The sequence below is a fragment of the Bacteroidota bacterium genome, from assembly GCA_025059945.1.
Lineage (GTDB): Bacteria > Bacteroidota > Rhodothermia > JANXDC01 > JANXDC01 > JANXDC01.
The window spans coordinates 23,913-47,221 of the sequence record JANXDC010000015.1; the positions used below are offsets into that span (position 1 = coordinate 23,913).

Annotated in this window: 18 protein-coding genes and 2 tRNA genes; 14 read left to right on the forward strand and 6 right to left on the reverse strand. The window is 64.7% G+C overall.

Annotated elements, in window-relative coordinates; all coding sequences use genetic code 11:
* Positions 1–81 precede the first annotated feature (81 nt).
* The 9 genes from NZ993_08075 (at position 82) to NZ993_08115 (ending at position 8,268) form a co-directional block, all read left to right on the forward strand.
* Complete coding sequence (locus NZ993_08075) at positions 82–1,137, forward strand: hypothetical protein (GenBank protein MCS7155746.1); 1,056 nt, start codon at positions 82–84, stop codon at positions 1,135–1,137.
* On the forward strand, positions 1,134–1,463 hold the full coding sequence (locus NZ993_08080; protein ID MCS7155747.1) for a tetratricopeptide repeat protein: 330 nt from the start codon (positions 1,134–1,136) through the stop codon (positions 1,461–1,463). Before NZ993_08075 ends, NZ993_08080 begins: the two co-directional genes overlap by 4 nt.
* Positions 1,460–2,644 carry a LysM peptidoglycan-binding domain-containing protein gene (locus NZ993_08085; protein ID MCS7155748.1) on the forward strand — a complete coding sequence of 395 codons (1,185 nt, stop codon included), beginning with the start codon at positions 1,460–1,462 and terminating at the stop codon, positions 2,642–2,644. The genes NZ993_08080 and NZ993_08085 overlap by 4 nt, the downstream gene beginning before the upstream one ends.
* A 61-nt stretch (positions 2,645–2,705) precedes the next feature.
* Entirely contained in the window at positions 2,706–3,557 is an 852-nt protein-coding gene (gene htpX, locus NZ993_08090; GenBank protein ID MCS7155749.1) for a zinc metalloprotease HtpX, read from the forward strand.
* Positions 3,558–3,604: 47 nt separating this feature from the next.
* Positions 3,605–3,678 (forward strand) — tRNA-Met (locus tag NZ993_08095).
* 126 nt (positions 3,679–3,804) lie between these two features.
* Positions 3,805–5,106: an RsmB/NOP family class I SAM-dependent RNA methyltransferase gene (locus NZ993_08100; protein ID MCS7155750.1), complete on the forward strand. Its 1,302-nt coding sequence runs from the start codon at positions 3,805–3,807 to the stop codon at positions 5,104–5,106.
* A 13-nt stretch (positions 5,107–5,119) separates the two neighbouring features.
* Positions 5,120–6,526 carry a phosphoglucomutase/phosphomannomutase family protein gene (locus tag NZ993_08105; GenBank protein ID MCS7155751.1) on the forward strand — a complete coding sequence of 469 codons (1,407 nt, stop codon included), beginning with the start codon at positions 5,120–5,122 and terminating at the stop codon, positions 6,524–6,526.
* A gap of 15 nt (positions 6,527–6,541) precedes the next feature.
* The gene (locus NZ993_08110; protein MCS7155752.1) at positions 6,542–7,942 is read left to right on the forward strand and encodes a cystathionine beta-synthase; all 1,401 of its coding nucleotides are present in this window, start codon (positions 6,542–6,544) and stop codon (positions 7,940–7,942) included.
* An 11-nt stretch (positions 7,943–7,953) separates the two neighbouring features.
* Complete coding sequence (locus NZ993_08115) at positions 7,954–8,268, forward strand: DUF3467 domain-containing protein (protein MCS7155753.1); 315 nt, start codon at positions 7,954–7,956, stop codon at positions 8,266–8,268.
* On the opposite strand, the gene hslU is transcribed toward NZ993_08115, so the two are convergent.
* From hslU to NZ993_08130, 3 genes are read right to left on the reverse strand one after another with little or no spacing between them, the layout of a single operon-like run.
* A complete protein-coding gene (hslU, locus tag NZ993_08120; GenBank protein ID MCS7155754.1) occupies positions 8,265–9,644 on the reverse strand; it encodes an ATP-dependent protease ATPase subunit HslU in 1,380 nt (459 codons plus the stop codon). The two genes, NZ993_08115 and hslU, sit on opposite strands and share 4 nt — an antisense overlap.
* 57 nt (positions 9,645–9,701) lie before the next feature.
* A complete protein-coding gene (hslV, locus tag NZ993_08125) occupies positions 9,702–10,256 on the reverse strand; it encodes an ATP-dependent protease subunit HslV (GenBank protein ID MCS7155755.1) in 555 nt (184 codons plus the stop codon).
* A 17-nt stretch (positions 10,257–10,273) separates the two neighbouring features.
* Complete coding sequence (locus NZ993_08130; GenBank protein MCS7155756.1) at positions 10,274–13,399, reverse strand: PAS domain S-box protein; 3,126 nt, start codon at positions 13,397–13,399, stop codon at positions 10,274–10,276.
* A gap of 201 nt (positions 13,400–13,600) precedes the next feature.
* On the opposite strand from NZ993_08130, the gene NZ993_08135 reads away from it, so the two are divergent.
* Genes NZ993_08135 through NZ993_08150 form a run of 4 tightly spaced genes read left to right on the forward strand, consistent with a single transcriptional unit; the run spans position 13,601 to position 18,429 of the window.
* Complete coding sequence (locus NZ993_08135) at positions 13,601–14,956, forward strand: dipeptidase (GenBank protein ID MCS7155757.1); 1,356 nt, start codon at positions 13,601–13,603, stop codon at positions 14,954–14,956.
* Positions 14,957–14,962: 6 nt separating this feature from the next.
* Complete coding sequence (locus NZ993_08140) at positions 14,963–15,943, forward strand: threonine/serine dehydratase (GenBank protein MCS7155758.1); 981 nt, start codon at positions 14,963–14,965, stop codon at positions 15,941–15,943.
* A 31-nt stretch (positions 15,944–15,974) separates the two neighbouring features.
* Positions 15,975–17,033 (forward strand): glycosyltransferase family 4 protein, encoded by a 1,059-nt coding sequence (locus tag NZ993_08145; GenBank protein MCS7155759.1) that lies wholly within the window; start codon positions 15,975–15,977, stop codon positions 17,031–17,033.
* Complete coding sequence (locus tag NZ993_08150; protein MCS7155760.1) at positions 17,014–18,429, forward strand: polysaccharide biosynthesis C-terminal domain-containing protein; 1,416 nt, start codon at positions 17,014–17,016, stop codon at positions 18,427–18,429. Before NZ993_08145 ends, NZ993_08150 begins: the two co-directional genes overlap by 20 nt.
* On the opposite strand, the gene NZ993_08155 is transcribed toward NZ993_08150, so the two are convergent.
* Together NZ993_08155 and NZ993_08160 are read right to left on the reverse strand one after the other, a co-directional pair.
* Entirely contained in the window at positions 18,426–19,427 is a 1,002-nt protein-coding gene (locus NZ993_08155) for an RsmB/NOP family class I SAM-dependent RNA methyltransferase (protein MCS7155761.1), read from the reverse strand. The genes NZ993_08150 and NZ993_08155 overlap by 4 nt on opposite strands.
* Positions 19,424–20,446 (reverse strand): medium chain dehydrogenase/reductase family protein, encoded by a 1,023-nt coding sequence (locus NZ993_08160; protein MCS7155762.1) that lies wholly within the window; start codon positions 20,444–20,446, stop codon positions 19,424–19,426. Before NZ993_08160 ends, NZ993_08155 begins: the two co-directional genes overlap by 4 nt.
* 56 nt (positions 20,447–20,502) lie before the next feature.
* Here NZ993_08160 and NZ993_08165 point away from each other — a divergent pair.
* Positions 20,503–20,577: transfer RNA gene (locus tag NZ993_08165), tRNA-Pro, on the forward strand.
* Positions 20,578–20,599: 22 nt separating this feature from the next.
* On the opposite strand, the gene mutS is transcribed toward NZ993_08165, so the two are convergent.
* Positions 20,600–23,287: a DNA mismatch repair protein MutS gene (gene mutS, locus NZ993_08170; GenBank protein ID MCS7155763.1), complete on the reverse strand. Its 2,688-nt coding sequence runs from the start codon at positions 23,285–23,287 to the stop codon at positions 20,600–20,602.
* Positions 23,288–23,309 lie beyond the last annotated feature (22 nt).

Here is a 23,309-nt window from a genome sequence, read left to right on the forward strand (position 1 = left end):
TCCGCGCAACGGGAGACCCTCTTTTGCCCTTTTGAGAGGGCCGGTCGCATTTTATACGTCCCAACCGGGCATGCGTTCTCCATGCGATCAACGTGGTGGGCCCTACTAGGGGCAGGTGCTGCGCTCAGCTGGTTTGGATGCGGCTCAGCGGAGCTCCGGTATCGGGAGCGATGGATCACGGATGACTACCGCCTGGTGGAGCGCATCTACTGGGCTGAACTTGAGCCAGGCCGCTACCGAATTGTGCGCCGGCAGCTTGTGCGCAATAACGAACAAGGTGATCCCATCGAGGAGGTAGACCTGGGCTACGCACAACCCCTAGGGGCGGGGTACGACCTAAAGTGGACGCGATACCGATACGAGTACGGCCCCGAGGGCCGTCCCATCCGACGTCGATCCGAGACCTGGTACCGAGCCCTGCCCCCGCAAGTGCACGATAGCCTGCGCGCGCGGCTTCCGGATAGCGCCCTTACGGCGCTTTTCGAAGACGTGTTGGCCAGTTTGCGCCGGGGCCCGCAAGATCCTCCTCAGGTGCGCTATAGCGCTTTTGCTTACGATCGATTCGGCAACCTTGTGCAGCGGCGCGACGGCCCCTCGGACTCCCTCGGCCCCGTTCCCGTGGAGCTAGATAGCCTAGGCCGTTGGGTCCGCACCTGGACCGTGGAGGAAGGCATCGGACGCGTCGTGCGGGAGCGCCTTTACGAGGCCAAGGGGGGCTATTTGGAGCGCATCCGCTTGGAAGGGGAAGCTGAGCCCTTCTTCGAGGCCGCTTACGACAACCGTGGCCTGCGGCTCTGGGAGCGACAGTATAGTCGTCCCTCCCGCACAGGTGTGGGCTTTGTGCAGGTCTATCGGCCCGCGGAGGCGGCTGTGGAAGTACGCATCCAGGCCGTCTACGATCGACACGGCAACCTGATTCGGCAGCGCCAACAGTCCCGCATTCTACGCCCTCAGCTTGTGCCCGTCGGGGAGCTGCCCTTGATGGAAGAGCGCCACGCATACGCGCGCGAAGACTCCTTTCGCGTACGCCATTACATCTATTTTTTCGACAACCAGGCTATGCTGAGCAATCCGGGCCGACGCGAGCTTGTGCGTCGTCCCTTCTACATAGAGGAGGTCTACCAGCGCTACCGATGAGCACGGATCGCATCGCACAGCTTAAGGCCTTCCTAGAGCAAGATCCTGAGGACGCTTTCACCCATTACGCCCTAGCGCTAGAACTCTGGAAGGCGGGCCGTAGGGACGAAGCTCGCAAGACCTTTGAAGCGCTTCTGGCGCGCAACCCCGACTATGTGGGGGCCTATTACCATTTGGCCCGCTTGTATCAGGAGCTGGGGCTTCCGGAAGAGGCGGCCAGAACGTATCAACGGGGCATCACGACGGCCCGCGCCCAAGGGGCCGAACACGCCCTGCGGGAGCTCATGGAGGCCTGGGAACGGTTTCAGGAGGAACAAAGCCCATGAAGGTGGCTCAAGCACTGCTAGCGCTGGCCATATTGGCGGCGGGAACCGAGGGATCGGTCCGCCTGTGGGCTCAGGCCCGGACGGAGGACCCCTATCACGTTGTGCAGCCCGGAGAGACGTTGTATCGGATTTCGCAGCGCTACGGGGTTTCGGTCCAGGATCTGCGGCGCTGGAACAACCTCCCTTCCAATCGGATCCGGGTCGGACAACGGCTGCGCGTGCGGGCCCCGGAGGCCATATCCGCCGGGGTCACGGAAACGCCCCTTGAGGATCGGGATTTCGTCGTGCACGTGGTGCAACGAGGCGAGACGCTTTACCGCATCGCGCAGCGCTACGGGGTCAGCGTAGCCGAGCTACGCCGCTGGAACGGGTTAGGCGACAACTCCATACGGGCCGGGCAGCGGCTGCGCGTGCGGCTTGCGCAGCATGCGTCGACCGGTATAGCCTCCGAAGCGGAGGGGCGTTTTCACGTCGTACAACGCGGCGAGACGCTCTTCGAGATCGCCCGGCGTTATGGGCTAGCACCCCAGCGGCTCCAGGAGGCCAATAGCCTTGCGAGCCCCACCGTATACCCCGGGCAGCGACTGCGCATTCCCCCCTCCCTGGATGCGCCTTCAGCTCCTGTCCGGTCATGGCAAACTTACGTCGTCCAGCCCGGCGACAAGGCCGCTGAAATCGCCCAACGGTTCGGGATGAGCCTGGAGGCTCTGCGCGAGGCCAACGGGCTGCGCTCGGATTCGCTGCGAGCCGGAGACATCCTGGTCGTGTATCGCCCAGAGGCTACCCAGATGACCGAGACGCGCCCTGTTTCGCCCTCCCTGCGCGCTTCTGCTGAGACGCTTGCCGTGCAGCCCACAACCCCACTCCCGAACGCCGATTGGGGGCACGTCTACCAAAGCGGAACGGCCACCGTGTATGGAGTGGAGATAAGCGGGCCCACGGCGAGCGGCGAGCTGTATGATCCGCTCAAGTTCACCTGCGCGCACCCGAGCCTGCCCTTCGGCACCGTAATCATGGTGACCAACCGCTGGAACCAGCGCTCCGTTTTCGTAAAAGTCAACGACCGTCCCCCTAAGGGCACCCCGCCGGATGTGCTTCTGGTGTTGTCGCCCGCCGCTGCTCGGGAGATCCAGCTAGCCGAGGGCCAGCGGGCCGCGGTGGAGATCCGGATTGTACGCTGAAACCTGCACGCGTGCAGAGCGTTTAGTGACTGCGAGAACAGAGAGAGGGGATAACCGGATTATGGGCAACGTGTTGCGCACCACTTTCCTCATGGCCTTGCTAATCGTGTTGTTTGTGCTCGTCGGCCAGGCCGTGGGCGGGCAGACGGGCATGACGATTGCCTTTCTTATGGCCCTGGGGCTGAACTTCTTCGGCTACTGGTTTTCCGATAAGATCATCCTGTATACGTACGGCGCCCAACCCATTCGACGCGAGGACGCTCCGGAGCTCTGGGACATGGTCGAGCGTCTGGCCCGCCGGGCCGGCCTGCCCATGCCGAAGCTCTACGTGATTCCCTCTGAGCAGCCCAATGCCTTTGCCACGGGGCGCAATCCGAAACATGCGGCCGTGGCCGTCACCAACGGGATCGTGCGCCTGCTCAACCGACGCGAACTGGAGGGAGTGATCGCACACGAACTGGCCCACATCCGGCATTACGACATCTTAACGGGCACGATCGCGGCCACGATCGCCGGCGCCATCACCTACCTAGCCCAAATGGCCTACTGGCTGCCGCTGGGGCGCAGCGAGGAGCGGGAAGGCGCAAACCCGCTGGCGGGCCTGCTCATGCTGATCTTGGCGCCCCTTGCTGCAATGCTGATCCAGATGGCCATCTCGCGCGCCCGGGAGTTCGCGGCCGACGCCGGCGGGGCCGAGATCTGCGGCGATCCCTTGGCGTTGGCTAGCGCTCTGCGCAAACTCGAAGCCGGCGCCCAGGCCATCCCCATGGAGGCCAGCCCCGCCACGGCGCACCTGTTTCAGGTGAGCCCCTTTGGCGGCATGGCCCGGGGCATCCTGAGCTTGTTCTCCACGCATCCCCCCACGGAGGAGCGCATCCGCCGCCTGGAGGCGATGGCCCTTCGCAGAGGCTAGGGCCCGATTGCCCAGGCTTAGACGGTTTTCTATATTTGCCCTCGGTTGGCGGGGTAGCTCAGTCGGTCAGAGCGTCGGATTCATAACCCGAAGGTCGAGGGTTCGATTCCCTCCCCCGCTACCCAAACGCCCTTTTCGGGAAAAGCCCGAAAAGGGCGTCTTTTTTGCCTCCCCCATGACGGAACCTGTCTTGCCAAGCCGGCGTATCGGCAACGGGCCATACTGCGGACCCCCTTCAAGGCAGACCATGCTGGAGCAGAAGCGCCTCATTCGACCCTACTGGGTGAGCGCATCCGCGCAGCTATACCAGCAGATCGTGCACTCTAAGTACCCGGCCGACCGGGAGATGGAGGCCTTCTTTAAGGCCCATCCGGAGTTCGGCAAACGGGACCGCAAGTTCATCGCCGAGACCGTATACGGCATGCTGCGCAACCGCAGATGGCTGGAGTTTGCGGTCTCGCGCTGGTGGCGGGAACCCGAGCCCCGAGAGTGGGTGCTGTTGTATTTGGCCGCCTTCGAGGATGCGGAGCGCCTGGAGTTGCCCTGGACCCCTGATGAGGCCCAGCGCATCCAGTCCGCCCTGTCCTGGGCCCGACAGGTCGCACCCCCTGCGGATCCGGCTCAAGCCTTGGGGCTTCGGTACTCCTTTCCCGACTGGATGCTGCGGATCTGGATCGACCGCTACGGCCTTGAAGAGGCCGAGGCCTTATGTCAAGGCCTAAACCGGGCTGCTCCGCTATGCGTACGGGTCAACACCCTCAAGGCCACACGCGAAGCGGTGCAAGAGCGCATTCGGCAGGAGGGCTGGACCACGCGCCCAACCCCGTATAGCCCTGTGGGGCTCATCTTCGAGAAGCGCATCAGCGTCTTCCAGACGGCCTCCTTCCGGGAGGGGCTCTATGAGGTGCAGGACGAAGGCAGCCAGCTTATCTCCTACCTCACGGAGGCCCGTCCGGGTATGCGGGTCGTAGATGGCTGCGCTGGAGGGGGCGGCAAAACGCTGCATCTGGCCTGCCTGATGGAAAACAAGGGCATGCTGTACGCTTTCGATATCTACACGATCCGACTGGAACAACTCCGACCCCGAGCCCGACGCGCAGGAGCGCACAACATCCGCGCCCAACGCATCCCCCACAACCGGGCCAAAGTGGTCCGGCGCCTGTACGGCAAGATCGACGTCGTTCTGGTCGACGCCCCCTGCTCCGGAACCGGCGTGATGCGCCGCAACCCGGACACGGCCTGGAAAGTGACGCCCGAAAAAGTCGAGACCCTAGTCGAGCAGCAACGAGCCATCCTGCACGCCTACGCTCCGCTGCTCAAACCCGGAGGGCGCATGGTCTACGCTACTTGCTCGCTGCTACCTCAGGAGAACGAGGAGGTGGTGGGGGCCTTTCTGGAAGAGCATCCGGATTTCCACCTGGAACCTGTCGGTCCGATTCTGGAGCGGCAGCGTATCTTTGTGCCGTTGGAGGATGCGTTTCTGCGCCTCTACCCGCACCGTCACGGCACCGACGGTTTTTTTGGCGCCGTGCTTCGCTACGAACCGTAAACGAGGGCAGACGATGCGCAGCGTTCCGATCCGCTTTGGCACCGACGGCTGGCGCGCCGTGATCGCCGCCGATTTCACCTTCGATAACGTGGGTCGCCTCGCCTGGGGAACGGCCCGCTGGTTGGAGTCGCAAGGCCTGGCCTCTCGGGGGGTGGTGATCGGCTACGACACCCGGTTTCTGAGCGAGCGCTTCGCCCAGCATGTGGCCGCCGTGCTGGCCACCCGGGGCATCCCCGTGATCCTATCCGATGGGTTTCTGCCCACCCCCGCTCTTTCCTGGGCCACGCACCACTACGAGGCCGGGTTGGGCGTTATGATCACCGCCAGCCATAACCCCCCTGAATACAACGGCTACAAGCTTAAGGCCTCCTTTGGGGGGCCGGCTCTTCCGGAGACCGTGGCCGCCGTAGAGGCGTGCATTCCGGATGAGCCGCCGGATTGGCCCGAAAACCCTCCCCAAGATCGCATCCGCGTCGAACCCCTGCGCGCGCGCTTTCTGGAACTGCTGCGGGAGCGCGTGGACCTAGAGGCCATCCGGAGCAGCGGTCTGCGCGTGGTGCACGACGCCATGTACGGCGCAGGCCAGGGCGCCCTGCGAGCTCTTCTGGGACCCATGGTCCAGGAGCTGCGGGCCGCCTACAACCCCGGCTTCGATCGCGAAGCCCCGGAGCCGATCGAACCCCATCTGGGCCCGCTCCTCAAGCTGATGCGCGAGGAGGGCTACGACGTGGGCCTGGCCACCGACGGAGACGCCGACCGGATAGCCCTTGTGGACGAACGGGGGCACCTGGTGGATTCCCACAAGATCTTGGCGCTGCTGGTGCGCTACCTATACGAACATCGGGGGCTGCGGGGCGACATCGTCAAGACCTTCTCCACCACGCACATGCTCGAGCGCATGGGCGCGCACTACGGCCTTCGGGTGCACACCACGCCGATCGGCTTCAAATACGTGGTGCGCCACTTTCTTGAGGGCGACGTGCTCGTGGGCGGAGAAGAATCCGGAGGCCTGGCGATCAAGGGCCATATTCCGGAGCGGGACGGCATTTTCATCGGACTGATCGTGCTGGAGATGTTGGCCAAGCTTCGGCTGCGGCTGAGCGCCCTCGTAGAGGCCCTGCAGCGCGATTTCGGCCCCCTTTACAACCGCCGCCTAGATGTGCACACCACGGAAGCCCAGAAACGCGCCCTGCTGGAGCGCATCCGCACCGAGGGCCTACCCGCAATCGCGGGGGTCCGGGTGCGGGAGGTTCAGGACCTAGATGGCTACAAACACCTATTAGAAGACGGCGGTTGGCTGCTCATTCGACCCTCTGGGACGGAGCCCGTGCTGCGCTTCTATAGCGAGGCCTCCTCACCCGAACGAGCGCAGGAGCTTGTGCAAGCCGGCGCGCAGCTGCTGGAGCGCGCACCTTGCTAAAGGAGAGCACACCCGATGTGGTACCGCTCCATTCTGGAGGCCATCGGCCGCACCCCGATGGTGGAACTGCGCCGCATCACGGCCGGGCTTAAGCCCACGATCTTGGCCAAAGTGGAGTACCTCAACCCCGGGGGAAGCATTAAGGACCGTATCGCGCTGCGCATGATCGAGGAGGCGGAGCGTCGGGGTCTGCTTCGGCCTGGCGGTACGATCGTCGAGGGCACCTCGGGCAACACGGGCATGGGGCTGGCCTTGGTGGCCGCCGTCAAAGGATATCGATGCGTGTTCACGATCACAGACAAACAGAGCCAGGAGAAAATCGACTCCCTGCGGGCCTTAGGGGCCGAGGTGGTCATCTGCCCCACGAACGTGCCGCCCGAAGACCCCCGCTCTTACTACTCTGTGGCCCTTCGGTTGAGCCGCGAGATCCCCAACGCGTACTATCCGAACCAATACGACAATCCGGCCAACGCGCAAGCGCACTACGAGACCACGGGGCCGGAGATTTGGGAGCAGACCGAGGGCCGCATTACGCACTTCGTGGCCGGCATGGGCACGGGGGGCACCATCAGCGGCGTGGCGCGCTTCTTAAAAGAACGCAACCCGAAGATCCGCATCATCGGCGTCGACCCCGTAGGGTCGCTTTACTACCACTATTTCCGAACCGGTCAACTAGATCCCTCCCAGGTGCGGCCGTATCTGACGGAGGGGATCGGGGAGGACATCCTGCCGGCCAACATGGACTTTTCTTTGGTGGACGAGGTGGTGCAGGTCGACGACCGAGAGGCGTTTCTTATGGCGCGCCGGCTAGCCCGGCAAGAGGGGCTCTTCGTCGGGGGTTCCAGCGGTTCGGCCATGGCCGGCGCGCTCCGGGTGGCCCGTCAGCTGGATGAGCGGGCGCTTCTGGTCGTGCTGCTGCCCGACGGCGGAAACCGTTATCTGAGCAAGCTCTACAACGACGCCTGGATGCGCAGCCATGGGTTTTTGGAGCCCGCCGTGCGGCTTACGGCGGCCGACCTCTTGCGCGAACGCCCTCCTCAACAGCTCCGTTTCGTTCGGCCCGGCCAAACGGTGGCCGAGGCCGTACGGGAAATGAGCGCGCACGGGATCTCCCAGCTTCCGGTCCTGGAGGAGACAGGTGAGCCGTTGGGCAGCGTTACGGAAATCGGGCTTCTGAATGTGCTCTTGGAACGCCCCGAGGCCCGAACGCAGCCCGTGCTAGAGTACATGGATCCGCCCTTTCCGGTGCTCTCTCCCGAGGCGCCCTTAACGGAGCTAGCCGCGCTCCTCAACCAGGGGACGGCCGCCGTGCTTATCGCCCTGCAAGGGGGCGCATACGCGATCCTGACCAAGACGGATCTGCTCGAAGCGATCACGCGCCTGCATGATCGCGAGCTCGCCATACCCGACCCATAAAGGACCCCCTCATGGCCGAGACACCGCCGCCACAAGAGCTCAGCTTGGAGATCAGCCCCGAAGTAGCCGAGGGCACCTATGCGAACTTGGCTATGATCGCGCACTCACCCTCGGAGTTCATCCTGGACTTCATCCGGCTCATGCCCGGCATGCCCCAGGGGCGCGTTAAGGCGCGGATCATCCTAACGCCGGATCACGCCAAACGGCTGCTGGCCGCGCTACGGGAGAACATCGAGCTTTACGAGCGCCAATACGGGCCGATCCGAGATCCGGGGGCTGGGCCGGAATGGCCGACTGTCCTACGGGGCCCCCTGCCCGAGGCCTAGAGGATATAGCGGCTCAGATCCCGATTCTCCAAGACGCGCCCCACGGTGCGCTGCACATGCGCTACGTCGATGCGCACGCGCGCATCTCGGATGCGGTCCGGCACGTCAAAAAGCACCTCCTCCAGGACCGTAGTCAGGATCGTGTGCAGCCGCCGAGCGCCGATGTTTTCGACCTGCTCGTTGACGCACGCGGCGATGCGGGCGATCTCCCGCAGAGCCTCATCGGTGAACTCGAGCTCCACACCCTCGGCCGCCAGCAGGGCCGCGTACTGCTTGGTGAGCGCGTTTTGGGGCAAGGTGAGAATCTGGTAGAAGTCCTCCTCGCCGAGGGGCTTAAGCTCCACCCGAATCGGGAAGCGCCCCTGAAGCTCCGGAATCAGGTCGCTGGGCCTGACCGCATGAAAGGCGCCCGAGGCGATAAACAAGATGTGATCCGTCTTAACCATGCCGTATTTGGTCATCACGTTCGAGCCCTCGACGATCGGGAGCAGATCGCGCTGCACGCCCTCCCGGCTCACGTCTGGGCCCGCCCCGCGGGGTGCGCCGGCCGGAGAGGCGATCTTGTCGATCTCGTCGATGAAGATGATCCCCGCGTTTTGAACCCGCTCCAGGGCTTCCTGGATGACGGCATCCATGTCGATGAGCTTTTGCGCCTCCTCTTGGGCCAATAGCTGCCGGGCCTCGGAGACGGGCAGCCGGCGCTTTTTGCGGCGCCTACCCAGGTTGCCCAAGATCTCCTGCAGGTTAAGACCCATCTCCTCAAGGCCCATGGGACCGAAAATCTGCATGACGGGGCCGTGTTCGCTTGTGACCTCGATCTCCACCAGACGATCCTCTAGCTCCCCGGCCTTAAGGCGCTCCCGAAAGCGGACCCGGGCGTGATCCTCCAGCTCCCCCCAGCCGGAGGCCGGTAGGCCCTCGGGGGACGGACCGGAAAAGGCGAACCCAGTGCCCGGCCGGGGCACGAGCACATCCAGCAGCCGCTCGTCGGCCAGCTCCAAGGCCTGCGCCTGAACCTCGCGCTGACGCTCGGCTTTGACCATGTTTACGGCCACCTCCACCAGGTCGCGTACCATGCTTTCGACGTCTCGACCCACATAGCCCACCTCGGTGAACTTGGTGGCCTCCACCTTCACAAACGGAGCCCCGGCCAGTTTGGCCAACCGACGCGCGATTTCGGTCTTGCCCACCCCCGTCGGGCCGATCATGATGATGTTGTTGGGCACGATCTCCTCCCGCAACTCCGGGGGAGCGTTCAAACGGCGCCACCGGTTGCGCAGGGCTATGGCTACGGCGCGCTTGGCTTCCTGCTGGCCCACGATGTATTTGTCCAGCTCGGCTACGATTTGGCTCGGCGTGAGCGCCTGTAGATCCATATGTCTTTTACGCTTTGATGCTTTGCTCGTTGGGGAAAAACCCTCTGCGGATACGGCCTACGAAGAGGCAAGTTCCAAGACGCGTATCTCGTGGTTGGTGTAAATGCAGATGTCCGCTGCGATGTGCAAGGCGCGCTCCACGATGAGGCGCGCCGGCAAATGCGAGGCCTCCTGTTTTAACGCCCGGGCGGCGGCCAAGGCATAGCCGGCTCCGCTGCCGATGGCCAGGATCCCATCGTCGGGCTCAACCAGGTCCCCTGCACCCGAAAGCAGCAACATTTGCTCCGCGGTGGCTACGATCAACATAGCCTCCAGACGCCGCAGGGCCCGGTCCAGACGCCAATCTCGGGCCAATTCCACGGCCGCCCGCGGCAGGTTGCCTCCATACATCTGGAGCTTGTCCTCGAGCCGATCCAGAAGCGTGAGCGCGTCGGCCGTTGAGCCGGCAAAGCCAGCCAAAATTTTGCCGCTGTATAATGGCCGCACCTTCTGCGCGGTGTGCTTGAGCACGGTCTGTCCTAAGGTGGCCTGCCCATCGCCCCCCATGGCCACTCTGCCTCCATGCCGTACGGCCAGCACGGTGGTGGCGTGCAGTATGTTGCTTTGCCTCATGCGGTCCCCAACCCCCTCTAGCTAGCTTCTTCAAGCCAGCTCAGGACCTGGCGGGGCTGAAAGGGCTTAACCAACAACCCGTCGAAGCCGGCCGCGCGTAAGCGGTCTTCCAGTCCGGACTCCGCGTAAGCCGCTAGCGCCAGCATACGCCCCCGAAACCTTAGCTGACGCACCTGCTTTCCCAGGGTGATCCCGACCTCGAACGCCTCGGGCGTTAACTCCACGAACACGGCATCGTACTGCCCGCTCGTAAGCGCCTCCAGAAGATCAGCCGGCTTATCGCACACCTGCACGGAAAAGCCCGCCCGCCTAAGCAACACCTCTAGATAACGCCGGCCCTCCGGATCGGATTCCATAAGCAGCGCCCGACGCGCCTTGGGCTGCCAGAAAACAGGGGGGACGGGTTCGGAGGCGACGGGCAGGTGCACGGAAAAGGTCGCGCCCCGGCCAGGCTGACTTTGACAGCGCAGCTCGCCGCCCATGCTGCGCACCAGGCGATAGCTGATGGCCAATCCCAGCCCGGCTCCCTCAAAGGGCCGATTCAAACCCTCGTGAGCCTGCTCGAAGGGCCTAAACAGACGCTCCAGATGCTCCGGCTCTATGCCCACCCCGGTATCCGAAACCGCGATCACCAGCCTGTCGCCTTCGCGTCGGGTGGAAACCTGAACAGAGCCCGAGGAGGTAAACTTGATCGCGTTCTCTATCAGATTGAGCAACACTTGGATGAGGCGGCCGCCGTCTACATACACAAGCGTGCGCTCGGTGTGCAGCCTCAGTTCATAGAGGAGTCCTTTTTCGCGCGCCCTGGAAGCCAAGGTGGCAAAGGCCTCTTGCACAAGGGGTTCTGCGGGTTGCACTTCGCAGACAAGCTCCAGATCGCCGGCCTCGATTCGGGCCATATCCAGCAGCTCATGGACCAGATGCACCAGGCGCTGGGCGCTTCGGTGCACGACGGCGAAAAACTCCTCCACCTCCGGCTTGCCTTCGGAGGCCAGCTCCTCGCGGATCAGATCCAAATAGCCCAAGATCGTATGTAGCGGGGTGCGGAGCTCATGTGAGATCATGGCCAGAAAGTTTGACTTGATGCGGTTGGCCATCTCCGCCCGTTCCTTGGCCTCACGCAGGGCCGCTTCGGCTCGCTTGCGCTCCGTCACATCGCGCACGAGGGCCATAACGCGCCCGTCGTCAAGCATGACGGCCGTGACTTCGTAGTCGAAGAGCGTTCCGTCTTTGCGGCGCATTCGCCGATCGGCGCCCCGGAAGATGCGGACCTGACGCAAAAACGGATAGAAGTGCTCTCGATAACCCCGGTTCAACGCCTCGCGATCCCCCACAACGAGATCCCCAACGGTCATCGCGAGCAGTTCCTGGCGGCTGTAGCCCGTAAGCAACTCGGCCTGGCGATTGACCTCCACGTAACGCCCTCCTGCATCGGAGATCAAGATGGCATCTCCGGCGGATTCAAAGAGCATCCTGTAACGCCGCTCGCTGGCTTCTAGGGCCGCCTCCATGTGCTTGCGGTCCGTGATGTCCCGGCTGATCACGTCGAAGCCCACAAGCTGCCCGCCTTCGGTACGCAACGTAGCGTTTTGGCCCACCCATCGCACCTGACCCGTGCGATCTCGCACCGGATATTCGCTGTACCAGTGGGGCGTGCGGGCCCGGACGTGCCGAATCGCCTCGGCGCGGGCGCGCCAGTAGTGGCTGGGCTCGATGAAGTCGAAGATTCGGCGGCCTATGGCCTCTTCGCGGGTGTAGCCGAAAAGCCGCAGCGCCGCCTCGTTGGCGTACAAGAGGCGGCCCTCTAGATCGACCTGATAGATGAGATCGGAGGCGTTTTCCACAAACCGCGTAAGCCGCCCTTCAAGGGTTCGGCGCTCATGCTCCTCAAGCAGGCGCACTAGGCGTTCGGCCGAGGCGACGGCGAACCGAACCTCATCGGCGTGCCACGTGCGGGGTGAGGCGGCGCGCAGCTCCGAGCACAGGACCCCCATGAGACGGCCCTCCCGCCATACCGGGGCATCCAGCATGGCCCGGATGCCGAGGGGCTTTAGGTAGCCTTCCAGGAAAGCCCGCGTGCGGGGGTCGGTCCATGCATCGGCCGCATCCACGGCCAGACCGGTTTGCAAAGCCCAGAAGTACTCCGGATAGGCGGAAGCGGAAAGCACCTGCTCACAGGCTACGCGTCCGCCCTGGGCTTGATCGAAGAGGGCCATGCAACGCAGGGCATCCTGCTGAGGATCCCAAAGCCAAAACCCGCATCGGTCTACCGTCAAGGCCTGCGCGGTACGCTCCAAAAGCGCATACAGGCTCTCGGGCCAATCCTGAGCCGAAAGCCGGGTCATCGCGAGCAGGGCCTGACGCTGACGCTCCAGGCGTTCCGATCGCAGCCGTTCCTCGGTGACATCCCGCTGTATACCCAGATGGCCCAGATAACGGCCCCCTTCATCGTATAGGGGAATGTACTCCCCCTCAATCCAGATCGGTCTTCCGTCAAGCCGGCGCTCGTAGCTTAGGCCGCGCAGGTAGCCCGCGTCCAGCATTCGGCGCGTATAGTCCCGGATAAAACCCGGATCATGGGCGTAAAAATCCGCCGATGTGCGACCAATCAGGGCCTCTTCTGTGGTGCCGTATTGTTCAGCGAAATTGCGATTGACGCGCACAACGCGCTGCCGATACAGGGCGCGTTCGAGCTGCTCTTCGGATCCGTCCCAGATGAACTCCCAGCCCGGATCCATGCGCATCAGGTACAGGCCTGCGATGCTTTGCCGGAAGAGAAACTCCAGGACGCGCTCCTGCAGGCGGCCTGTCCAGTCCTGATCTTCCTTGCGCTCGCGCAGCTGTAGTAGCAGCGCGGCCCTTCGGCCCAGGCGAACCCGGCTGGGATACATCCAAACCGCCCATGTGGACCCATCTCGGCGTTGCAGCTGACGGGCAAGCCGTTCGATGGGGAAGCGCGCTAAAGCCCGGTAGGCCAGCCGCAAATCCTCCGGCCGAACTAACGGGTCGAGCTCCTGTATGGGAAGACCGATCAATTCCTCCGGCGCACATCCCAGGGCCTGACAAAGAGAGCGGTTTGCCCAGAGGATGCGGCCCTCAAGCGAACAAAGCAGCGCGGGTTCTGCTATCGAGGAAAATGGCACCTGAGAAGAGTCTGCACAGCTAGCCATTGATGAGGAACACCCCGGCCGTGTTTGTCCCAACACCCAGAAGCTTGCTCAAGGCAAAGAGGATGCGTAAACTTTCGGTGGCGCCGAAACTATCAAAAGCCGTTCCTTTGAAATGTGCTGCAGTGCGGCGACAACTCAAAACGGTTCAACCCCACGAGGCGGAAGAGGTTTCCCATGATGCGCTGGTTAGGACTTGCCGGTCTAAGCCTGGCCTGCGGAGGCGATCCCCATCCGGCTTCTTCCGTTAAGGCCGACACGGGTATTGTGCTGGCGATTCCGGCTCCGATCCGACACCCTAAAGCCGATAGCCTCATAGCGGCCGATCCGTTGTGGCGGCGGGCGCTTGAGATCCACTACCGGGCCATCGTCTTCGACGGGCATCACGACAGCCCCACGCTCATGGTCGACGGCGGCCAGGATCTCGTAGGGGCCTTCGGGGGGTACTTTCAAGGGCGCACCGACTTGCCCCCGACGCGGCGCGGCTATGACTGGGGCTATCGCTACGCTCCGCCGCGGGTGCATACCGATCTGCCGCGCATGATCGAGGGCGGCCAGGATGCGCCGTTTCTGTCCATCTGGGTCGCCGCGGATTACGCCCGAACCCCGGGCGCCTCGGCCCGAAGGGCGCATCGGCTCATCGACACCGTTCTGGCCCAAATTCGGCGCCATCCGGACCGGGTCGAGCTGGCTACCTCCTATGAGGACGTGATCCGGATTGTGCGCTCCGGCAAAATCGCCGCCCTCATGGGGCTTGAGGGGGGGCATGCGCTGGAGAACAGCCTGGATACCCTGCGCTCTTTTTATCGCCGGGGGGTACGCTACGTCACGCTCACGCACACGAACACCAACGGCTGGTGCGATTCCTCCCAGGACACGGCCCGCTGGGGAGGGCTTAACGAACTGGGCCGGCAAATGGTGCGCGAGATGAACCGGCTTGGCATGCTCATCGACATCTCCCACATCTCGGATGCCGCCTTGGAAGACGTGCTCGAGGTCACGGAAGCGCCCGTGATCGCTTCGCACTCCTCCTGTCGCGCGCTTACGCACATCCCGCGCAATCTCTCCGACGATCAGCTTCGGGCCATCGCGCGCAACGGGGGGGTGGTGATGATCAACATCGGCTCCGACTTCGTCAACCCCGCCTACACGGAGGCCTTCTGGCGGGCTGTAGCAGAGCGGGTCCGCACCCGGTATCGCGGGGACTTCCGCACCCGCATGTGGGTGGCGCTGCGGGAGGTTAAACAAGAGCAGGGCATAGGGGAACCGACCTTGGAGGATGTGCTCGACCACATCGAACACGTCCGCCGCGTGGCCGGAGTCGACCACGTAGGCTGGGGCACGGACTTCGACGGCGTGCCCAGCCTGCCCAAGGGGCTTGAAGACGTGACCAAACTGCCTTGGATCACCTATGGCCTGCTGAAGCGGGGTTGGAGCGAGGAGGAGATTTACAAGTTCTGGGGAGCAAACGTGCTGCGGGTCATGCGCCAGGCGGAAGCCGTGGCCCGACGGCTGCAGGCGGAGGGACGGTAAATGGAGCTGCCGACCTTAGCGGACGTGCAGGCGGCGCGCGCGCGGATCGCCCCCTTTGTGCACCGTACGCCCCTCATACGAAGCCAGAGCCTTTCGGATCGATTTGGCGCGAACGTATACTTGAAGCTGGAGTTGTTTCAGAAAACCGGCGCCTTTAAGGTGCGCGGGGCTTTCAACCGCATGCTGCTGCTTTCGGAGGCCGAACGCGCCCGGGGCGTGGTGGCCACAAGCGGGGGCAACCACGCGCAGGCCGTGGCCTATGCGGCGCGCGTGCTCGGCATCCGGGCTCGGATCTTGATGCCGGAAAACACCCCCCATAATTACGTCGAGGCCACGCGTGCTTACGGCGCCGAAGTAGAGCTGACGAACACGATCGCGGAGGCCTTTGCGCGCGCCCAAGCCTATCAGGAGGCCGGATGGACGTACGTGCATCCCTTTGACGACCCTTGGGTTATAGCCGGACAAGGCACGCTGGGGCTGGAGCTGTGGGAGGATCTGCCCCAGCTCACCGACGTCGTGCTCAGCATAGGCGGCGGAGGGCTTATGGCCGGCGTGGGCGCGGCCTTAAAGGCCCTGCGCCCCGATGTGCGCCTCTGGGGCGTGGAGACCGAGGGGGCCGACAGCATGGCCCAGGCCCTGCGCGCGGGGCGGGTGGTAGAGCTGCCGGCCATCACGTCCATCGCCAAAACGCTAGGCGCCCCCTCGGTGAGCGAACGGACCCTGAAGGCCGCGCGCCGGTATCTGGAGTCCGTTACAGTCGTATCCGACGCCGAGGCCGTCGAAGCGATGCGCTGGCTTCTGGAGCGCGCCAAAGTGCTGACCGAACCGGCCGCCTCCTGCACCCTGGCGGCGCTGGAAAGACTAGCCGATCGCTTCGGGCCGGATCGGCACGTGGTGCTCGTGCTCTGCGGGGGCAACGTGGCCCTAGATGACCTGTGCCGCTACGCGCAGCGCTTTCTGATCGCCTCTGCGCGCGCCCTAGCCTGAGGCCGTGTCTGGAACGCCCCGGTTGTTGTTCGTGTCTTTGGCGCGCACGGCCTTCGTGCAAGACGATGAGGACCTGCTGCGGTCGGCTTATGCGGTGCGGCCCTTCGTGTTCGGAACGGCCCGAAGGCCGGATCGGCTTCTGTGGAGTTGGACCCGGCAACTTGCGTGGCTTTTGCGGGAGCTCCCTCGAGCGGAACTCCTACTGGGCTGGTTTGCGGATTATCATCTGGTCCTTCCTGTGGCCCTGGCCCGACGGTTTGGCGTGCCCACCGCGGTCGTGTTGGGCGGCTTCGATGCGCATACGCTGCCCACGTTGCGCTATGGCGTCTACGCGAGCCCGTGGCGGGCCCCCATGGCGCGCTTCGTGCTTCGGAACGCGTCCCTGCTTCTGCCCGTAAGCGGGGCCCTGATAGAGGGCGAAAACCCCTTTGCCCTCTGGCCCCAAAGGCTGCGCACGGGGGTGCGCGCGCACGTGCCCGGTCTTCGCACCCCGTTTCGCGTGATCCCGACCGGTTACGATCCGGTGCGGTGGCCCCTCGGCCCCCTTGAGCGCGCCGCTTCGCTGCTCACGGTGGCCTACATCGGCCGGGAACGCTCCGTGCTGGTCAAGGGGGTGGACCTGTTCCTGGAGGCCGCGCGCCGCCTGCCTCGTGTGCCGTTTTACCTTGTAGGGCTAGAACCCCGGTACCGGGACGCGTTCGTGTCCCGCTGGCGCCCCCCGGAGAACGTCCTCTTAGAGCCGCCCAGACCCCGTTCGGAGCTAGGCCTCCGATATCGACAATGCGCCGTCTACGCGCAACTTTCCCGCACCGAGGGCCTACCCAACGTGCTGTGCGAGGCCATGCTCTCCGGATGCGTCCCCGTGGGCAGCCCCGTGGGGGGGATTCCGGAGCTGCTGGAGGGGGTGGGATGGCTCGTATCGCGCCCCGATCCCCAGGAAATCGCCGAGGCGCTCAGCCAGGCCCTCCGCGCCGATCCCGAAAACCGGCTGCAGGCGCGCGCGCGCATTCTGGAGCGATATGGACTTGAAAACCGCCGCAAAGCCCTTCTAGAGGCGCTGGAGGCCCTCCGTGCGGGATCTGATGCGTAACCTGGCCGGACAGAGCCTTTGGTATGCCGGGGCCAACTCGTTGGCCAAGGCCGCGGGGCTGCTGCTTCTGCCCCTGTACACGAACACGCGCTACCTGGACGTGTCCGACTACGGCCGCTGGGGCGTGCTGGAGGTGACGGTCCAAATCGGGATCATCGTGCTCAGCCTGCAACTCCCGATGGGCCTTGTGCGATTCGGGGCCCAACCGGAGACCCGCCTGGCCGCGGCTCGCTCGGTTTGGGGGCTTACGATCGGAATCGCGGGGGCGCTTGTGGCGATCGGCTTTCTGGTGCTGCGCGCGCCCGGCGGGGCGATCTGGGGGCTCATGAGCCTGTATGTGGCCTTTGAGCTGCCGCTCGGGGTGGCCCTGGCCGCGCTGCGCGCAGAGGGCAGGGCGAAATGGTATGCGGGGATTCTGCTTTTTAAGCTCTTTGGGCTGATTGCGCTCAGCTACGTCGCCCTGGCCCTTTGGCGGATGGGGCTTATGGGGGTGCTTGCGGCCTATGCGGCCTCAAGCGCGGGAGCTTGCCTTGCCGCTTTGGCCGCAACCTGGGGGCGCTGGCCGTGGGGATGGCCTCGGCCTGATCCGGGCTGGACGGGCGTTCTTGTGCGGGTCTGCGCGCCTCTCATCGGAGGCGCGCTGGGCAGCTTGGCCCTGAACGCGGCCGATCGATACGTGCTAGCCGCCTGGCGTACCGAGTTCGAAGTGGGCCTGTACGTGCTGGCGGCCAAATTCGGGGGTGTGGTAAACATGCTCGGCGCGCAGCCGATTCAGCTGGCCTGGCTGCCCTTTGTGTTGCGGCTTCGGCCGGAGGAGCGGCCCGCCGTCGTGGCCCTGGCGCATCGAGGGGCGGCGGTGGGGCTGGGGGCGCTCGCCCTGTGCACATCCCTGTTCGCGCCCTGGGTGCTCGTCCTGATGGACGCAGATCCCGCCTACCGCGCCGCCCTGCCGCTGGTTCCCTGGATCAGCCTGGGCTTTGCCGCCTTCGGGCTTAGCCTCATCTGGTCGGCCTTGCTTTTAGAGGCGCTGCGTTCCGGCTCCTTCTCCCTCATCGTGGCCGGAACAGCCGCGCTCAACTTGGCGCTCAACGCGCTCCTAGTACCCACATGGGGCGCCCTCGGAGCTGCCGTAGCGACCCTGCTGGCCTACACGGGCCTGCTCCTTTGGACCCACCGAGCGGTGCGAAACTCGATCGGACTTCCCTTGAGCGGAATGCGCCTGCTGGGACTGGGGCTTTGGACTGGTCTACTGGCCGCGCTGGGAACGATGCGTGCGCCCGAGGGGATCGGGGACCTCGCGCTTCGGTTCGGACTGCTGGGGGTCTGGCTTTTGGGCGCCTGGCTGCTCGGCTGGGTGCGCATAGGCGACGCGCGCGCCCTAATTCGGGGTCTTTAGCGGCGCCCCTTTTGCCTTCCCAGGGGGGCGCGCTTGCGCAAAAGGGCCAGAAAAAACCCCTCCATCTCGGCTGTGGGCAACACGCGCACCGCCAGCCCTACGGCCTCCGGAAAGCGGCGGCCGTTCCAGCTGCGCAGCCCAGGTCTATGGTTTGCAAAGGGACACGCAATCGGCTCAAGCTCCAGCGCCGAACCCCAACGCTCCAGGACGGCCGCAAGCACGCCTTCGTTTTCCTCGGGCGCGAACGTACAAGTGGCAAAGAGCAGCCGGCCTCCTGCTCGAAGGGCATGCAAAGCAGACTCCAGCAGCTGTTGGCTTCTATAAGCTAGCTCGTGCACCTTGCGGAGGCTCCAGTAGCGATACGTCTCGGGCTGTCCGATGCGAAAACGGGCCTCAGCCGAACAGGGTGCATCCAGGAGCACGCAATCGAAGGCCTCCGGCCAGCGGCTTCCCGCGAGGCGACCATCGGCCAGGACCGCGCGCACCCGGCCGGCCCCGTAATGGGTCAGAAGGGCCCGAAGCTTGTAGTAGCGCCCCCGAGCTTTCTCCACGGCTACAATCTGCGCTGGATCCCGCAGGCCCGCGGCCAACTGGAGGGTTTTGCCCCCGGGCGCCGCGCACAAGTCCAGCACCCTGTCCTCGGGATCAGGACCTAGAATCCAGACGGGCAGCATGCTGGAGAGGTTCTGCACGTAAAGCCAGGCCCGCCGGCAGGGCTCCGAAGCCAGCAGCGCGGCCCGGTGGGAGGCGCCCACCACATACGCTCCAGGCATCCATTCTACAGGTCGGGCCGGCACCTGGGCCTTCTGAAGCGCCTCCAGGGCCGCTTCCTCTGAGGGAGCCCGAAGGGGGTTTACGCGAAACGCGGCCCAGCGCTCCTCCCAAAAAGTGCGCGCCCAGCAGGCGACCTCCTCTTCGGTCCCAATCCGAAGAAGCCGCTCCACAAAGGCCCGGGGAAGCGGGGCTAGCGCCTGAGTCCAAAACTGCGCCTTGCTCACGGCACGAGCACGATTTTGCCCGCGTTTTGCCGCTCCTCCAGGCGCTTGTGGGCCAAAGCGACCTCCTCGAGCCGGTAAATGCGATCGATTACGGGTCGAATACGACCCTGAGCGTACCACGTAAGCAGGGTCTGCATCGCGTTGCGCAGCCTGGCCGCCTCCGCCCACAGGCGCCCCAGATGCAGCCCGATTACGGCTCGATTCTCCCACATAAGCCGAAGGGGATGAAAGCAGGGGGCTTGCAGATGCTCCCAAAGCGCCCGCAAGGGCCGCCTTCTGGGCCCCCCGAAGGGGCGCATAAGGCCATACAGCACAAGCCGGCCTGTGGGCCGCAAAAGTCGGTAGTTTTTCCGCGTATCGCGCCCTCCCAAGGGGTCGAGCACCACGTGCACGCCGGCTCCGCCGGTCAGACGCCGCACCTCAGGCTCGTAATCCCGCCTGCGGTAGTCGATGGGGTGATCGCAGCCCTGCGCGCGCAAAAGCGCGTGCTTGCCTGCAGAGGCCGTCCCCAAGATCCGCACATCCGGCACGGTGCGCGCTATCTGCAGAGCGGCCAGCCCCACGCCCCCGGCGGCCGCGTGCACGAGCACCCACTCTCCGGGCTTGAGCGCGGCCATCTCGATCAGGGCCATGTAGGCCGTAAGATAAGCCACGGGCAGAGCGGCGGCCTCTTCGAACGGCATCGCCTCCGGGATGGGAAACACCTGCGCAGCGGGCACCACCACCTGTTCGGCCTGTCCTCCAGAGGGCATGAGCGCCAGCACTCGCTGGCCCACCGCGAAGGGCGCCTCTGGTCCAACCGTCTCGATCTCACCTGCCACCTCAAAGCCGGGCACAAAAGGCGGCCTCGGAGCCCCGGGATATAGCCCCCTACGCATGAGCGCGTCGGCGAAGTTGAGCCCAGCGGCCCGCACCCGAATCCGCACCTCCCCGGAGCTCACCTGCCGGGGCTCAGGCCATGGCTCTACGGCGATTCGCCGCCTTCCGAAGGGGCCTTGGCGTATGAGGACGGCGCGCATCGCGATCGCTTCGGTTGACAGCGGAGCCGAAAGGCTCCTATTTTTGCCCTCCGCAGCGGGGCGTAGCTCAGCCCGGTTAGAGCGCTTGGTTCGGGACCAAGAGGTCGGAGGTTCAAATCCTCTCGCCCCGACGGATCAGGCCCTGACGCCATCTCAGGGCCTTTCTTTTCCCAGCAGGCGTTCCTTCCAGGCGGCTATGCGCAAAAGGGCCTCTATCGGCGTAAGCCGCACCGGATCGAGCGCCTCCAGCTCCTGGCGTATGGTATCCCAGACCGGATCCAACTCGAGCAAGGAAAGCTGCACGGCCGCGGGGGGCGGCCCCAAGGCACGCAGCCGCCGACGCGTCTGGGCTCGGCTCTGCGGCAGGCTGGGTGCGGCATTCGGGGAGCTTTCGGTCCTGAGCAGGCCCTCTAGCTCAAGTTCTTTGCTTTCCAGATAGCGCAGGATCTCCCGAGCCCGCGCCACGACCGGGGCCGGCACGCCGGCCATCTCCGCCACGTGGATCCCGTAGCTGTGGTCCGTGCTGCCCGGAACGAGTCGGCGCAGGAACACCACTCGGCCGTCCTGTTCCCGCACCAGCAGGTGATAGTTGCGGATCCGGGGGTAGAACGCGGCCAGCTCGGCTAGCTCATGATAATGCGTGGCGAACAGGGTCCGGGCCGCCACCTCGGGGTTTTCGTGCAGGTACTCGGCAATGGCCCAGGCGATCGATAGCCCATCGAAGGTGCTTGTGCCGCGGCCGATCTCATCTAGCAGCACAAGGGAGTGCTGGGTGGCGGCATGCAAAATATGGGCGGCCTCCTGCATCTCGACCAGAAACGTGCTTTCGCCTGCGGCCAAATTGTCCGAGGCCCCCACGCGGGTAAAAATCTTGTCCACTACCCCGATCCGAGCCGACTCGGCCGGAACAAAAGAGCCGATCTGAGCCAGGAGCACGATCAGGCCGGTCTGCCGAAGCAGGGCGGATTTGCCGGCCATGTTCGGCCCGGTGATGATCAGAATCTGCTGCTCCTCGGGGCACAGGTACACGTCATTGGGCACATAGGCTTCCCCCGGCGGAAGCAGGCGCTCCAAAACGGGATGGCGGCCCTGACGGATGTCCAGCACCCTCGATTCGTCCACCACCGGCCGCACATAGCCGTAGCGCTCGGCCACCTCCGCCAGGTTGGCCAGAACGTCCAGCAAGGCCAGCAGCCGGGCGTTTTGCTGCAACGCCTCGGCGCGTTCGACCACGGAGGCTCGGAGCTCCTGAAAGAGCTCCTCTTCCAGGGTCAGGATCCGCTCTTGGGCCGACAGAATGCGCTCCTCTTGTTCCTTAAGGGCCGCCGTGATGTAGCGCTCCGCGTTCGCCAGCGTCTGCTTGCGGATGTAATCCGACGGCACCCGGTTTCGATGCGTATGGGTGATCTCGATGTAGTAGCCGAAGACCCGATTGTAGCCCACCTTAAGCGACGGAATCCCGGTCCGGGCCGCCTCCTCGGCCCGAAAGCGCTCCATCCAGGCCGTGACGTCGCGCACAAGAGCGCGCAACGCGTCCAGCTCGGCATGGTAGCCGTCCCGGATCACCCCGCCGTCGGCGAGCGCGGCCGGCGGACTGGGCGCAAGCGCGCGCTCAAGGCGCTCTAAGAGCTCCGAACACGGGTCGAGTTCCTCGCGCACGGTGCTGAGCAAGCTGCTTGTGCAGCCCTCAAGCAACTCTCGTATCCGAGGCAGCTGCCTTAAAGAGAGCCGGATCTGCGCCAGGTCCCGAGGCCCGGCGCGCCCCGTGCAGATGCGCCCCACCAGACGCTCGATGTCCGCCACCTCACGCAAGGCGGCCCGAATGGCCTCGCGCCGGCGGCGCTGCTCGAAGAGCTCTTCAACGGCCTCCAGGCGGCGCTCGATTCGGTCCGGTCGCCTCAAGGGGCGCAGCAGCCATTGCCTTAGCAAGCGTGCGCCCATAGCCGTTTGGGTTTGATCTAAGATGCCAATCAGCGTGCCGTCTTGAGTGCCCTCTTGCAGGGGGCGCGTAAGCTCGAGGTTGCGCTGGGTGGCCGGATCGAGCACCATGTGCTCGTCGCTCTGATAAAGCGCGAGCTTGCGCACATGCTCCAGACGCCCCCGCTGGGTTTCTTGGGCGTAGTGCAGCGCGGCACCCGCGGCGATAACACCCGCCCGATACGCCTCCACCCCAAAGCCCTTAAGAGAGTGGGTGCGAAAGTGGCGAACGAGCACTGCATAGGCGTACTCAAAGGCCCAGACCCAGTCGTCGAGCCATGTTACGGGGGCGGCTACGCCCAGAACCTGCACGCGCTCTCGGTGCCGCCGATCCGCCAGCAGTTCAGCCGGGGCCAGGGTCTGCAGCTGCTCGATAAGCTCCCAGTCCGAGGCGCATTCCGCGAGTGCGAACTCACCTGTGCTCACATCCAAAAAGGCCAGCCCGATCCGGTCGGCCCCGAAGTGCACGGCAACAAGGTAATGGCTACGCCGATGATCCAGGATGCGCTCGCTAAACACGACACCCGGGGTGACGACCTCCACTACGTCGCGTTTGACGACTTTTTTAGCCAACTTGGGGTCTTCGAGCTGTTCGCAGATCGCCACCCGGTAGCCGGCCCGCACAAGCTTCGGCAAATAGGTCTCGAGAGCATGATACGGAAAGCCCGCCAAGGGCACATCAGCCGCCGCGCCGTTGGAGCGCTTCGTGAGGGTGATCCCCAGCACGCGGGAGGTGATCTCGGCGTCCTCCCCGAAGGTTTCGTAGAAATCCCCGATCCGGAAAAGCAGAATCGCCCCCGGATAGCGCTGCTTGATGCCCCAGTACTGGCGCATGAGGGGCGTATCGACCTGGGACGGCTCCATGGCTCGTACCGGTTTTGGGTAA

Excerpts from the sequence above, each read along its gene's own strand:
- hslU (MCS7155754.1), bottom strand. The coding sequence starts at position 9,644 with ATGGATCTACAGGCGCTCACGCCGAGCCAAATCGTAGCCGAGCTGGAC.
- NZ993_08110 (MCS7155752.1), top strand. The coding sequence starts at position 6,542 with ATGTGGTACCGCTCCATTCTGGAGGCCATCGGCCGCACCCCGATGGTG.
- NZ993_08135 (MCS7155757.1), top strand. The coding sequence starts at position 13,601 with ATGATGCGCTGGTTAGGACTTGCCGGTCTAAGCCTGGCCTGCGGAGGC.
- NZ993_08075 (MCS7155746.1), top strand. The coding sequence starts at position 82 with ATGCGATCAACGTGGTGGGCCCTACTAGGGGCAGGTGCTGCGCTCAGC.
- NZ993_08085 (MCS7155748.1), top strand. The coding sequence starts at position 1,460 with ATGAAGGTGGCTCAAGCACTGCTAGCGCTGGCCATATTGGCGGCGGGA.
- hslV (MCS7155755.1), bottom strand. The coding sequence starts at position 10,256 with ATGAGGCAAAGCAACATACTGCACGCCACCACCGTGCTGGCCGTACGG.
- mutS (MCS7155763.1), bottom strand. The coding sequence starts at position 23,287 with ATGGAGCCGTCCCAGGTCGATACGCCCCTCATGCGCCAGTACTGGGGC.
- NZ993_08080 (MCS7155747.1), top strand. The coding sequence starts at position 1,134 with ATGAGCACGGATCGCATCGCACAGCTTAAGGCCTTCCTAGAGCAAGAT.
- NZ993_08115 (MCS7155753.1), top strand. The coding sequence starts at position 7,954 with ATGGCCGAGACACCGCCGCCACAAGAGCTCAGCTTGGAGATCAGCCCC.
- htpX (MCS7155749.1), top strand. The coding sequence starts at position 2,706 with ATGGGCAACGTGTTGCGCACCACTTTCCTCATGGCCTTGCTAATCGTG.
- NZ993_08100 (MCS7155750.1), top strand. The coding sequence starts at position 3,805 with ATGCTGGAGCAGAAGCGCCTCATTCGACCCTACTGGGTGAGCGCATCC.
- NZ993_08105 (MCS7155751.1), top strand. The coding sequence starts at position 5,120 with ATGCGCAGCGTTCCGATCCGCTTTGGCACCGACGGCTGGCGCGCCGTG.
- NZ993_08160 (MCS7155762.1), bottom strand. The coding sequence starts at position 20,446 with ATGCGCGCCGTCCTCATACGCCAAGGCCCCTTCGGAAGGCGGCGAATC.